This is a genomic window from Noviherbaspirillum aerium (genome assembly GCF_008929045.1).
Lineage (GTDB): Bacteria > Pseudomonadota > Gammaproteobacteria > Burkholderiales > Burkholderiaceae_D > Noviherbaspirillum > Noviherbaspirillum aerium.
In genome coordinates, this window is record NZ_VFAH01000071.1 from 1 (window position 1) to 1,434 (window position 1,434).

At 54.3% G+C, this 1,434-nt stretch carries 1 protein-coding gene; it reads right to left on the minus strand.

Going from position 1 to position 1,434, the window contains the following annotated elements:
- Positions 1–28: 28 nt before the first annotated feature.
- The gene (locus FH061_RS30115) at positions 29–1,321 is read right to left on the minus strand and encodes an IS5 family transposase (protein ID WP_151639497.1); all 1,293 of its coding nucleotides are present in this window, start codon (positions 1,319–1,321) and stop codon (positions 29–31) included.
- Positions 1,322–1,434 lie beyond the last annotated feature (113 nt).

The window sequence follows — 1,434 nt, forward strand, 5'->3', positions numbered from 1 at the left end:
TAGTCGTCCCTGAAAAAGTCTGAAGTAATTAGGCTGGTGCATCATTTGGCGGGAAGGAATGGCTGAGCCGATGCAAGATTTTGCGCAAGTTGTGTCCGGCAGCGCAAAGGATGGCATTCATGGCATCGCCTACGGCACCTTTGAGGAAGTTGCGACCGAGACGACCGTCAGCCTTCATATGTCCGATCACCGGTTCAACGGCATTACGTCGCTTAAGTCGTTTTTTAATCAAGTTGGTCATGCCTCGTTTGGCGCCGGCTATCCACACCGTCAAGCGCTGCGGCCGATGCCCCTTGTAGCCGCGATCGACGAATGCCTGTTTGGGTGTGACGCCAGTCAGATTGACCGTTTGCTCGATGGCCGCTTCGAGCGTGTGCCCGTCATAAGGATTGCTTGGCAGTGACTGCATGCCCACTACGAAGTTATCGCGGCTAGTCGTGACGACGCTGACTTTGACGCCAAATTCATAGTGTTTATGCGCCTTGCCTTTGGCGATGCATTCTACTTCCGGCGCGTGCACGCTGTAGATCTTGTTCTTGTCGTGACGCTGCTGTGCATGAATCCGATGACCTATGTTTAACCAATCCCGGAAACGGTCTTCCAGGACGGGGGCTGATTGAATCTTGCGTTCAATATCACGCATGACCCGTCCGAGATAGGTGCGTAGCCGCTTCTGCTCACGTCGTGCTCGTTTCATCTGACGTGCATGCGCATAACGCGCATTCATCACCAACGCCTGTTTGCCAAGACGCTCATAGCTTTGTCGCAAGCGCAGGCCAGCCTTCTTCGCTTCCCGCACCAAGGTAACACGTGCCTTGTGATAGAGCCGGCCATCAGTCGGAAAGGCGATCGCCTTCTCCTGGACAGTGGTATCGACATTAACCGCCTCCAGCGAGGCTGGTACGATAGTCTTGGTGATCAAGCCAGTATCGATCGTTAGCTTAAGCAAGAACTCACAGCCGGTCGCGCCAATGCGTTTGCGGAAGCGCGACATTTGGCTGGGATCGATGGGTAAGCGATACTGGAAATACTGTTCTCCGCAAAAGTATTGCCAGTATGGGTTCTCGGCCCAATGCATGACGACTTGTTCATCTGAGAGATTGAAGGCATGCTTAAGATAATGCAGGCCTACCATGAGGCGAATTGAAATGGCAGGTCGACCACGTCCTGGGACATACAAGGGACCGAACTGGGCGCTTGCCGCCTGCCAATCCATCTTGCCAGCCAAGGTAACCAATGCATGCCGAGGGTCAACCATGTTGGCCAGCTCACGGGGCGCAAGGGCTGGATCTTGCGCAGGAGGAATCTCTTTGGGGGCCATGAATTCACCGGAAAATCGTAGCGGCGTACCCTGTTTCTGGTGAATTCAAATCCCCAAAGTTCCCCGCCGACCCGCACCAGTACTGGCTCGCATCAGTACTTCAGGCACGACTA

What these genes read in the sequence shown, in the direction of transcription:
- FH061_RS30115 (WP_151639497.1), bottom strand. Translation starts at nt 1,321, where the DNA reads ATGGCCCCCAAAGAGATTCCTCCTGCGCAAGATCCAGCCCTTGCGCCC.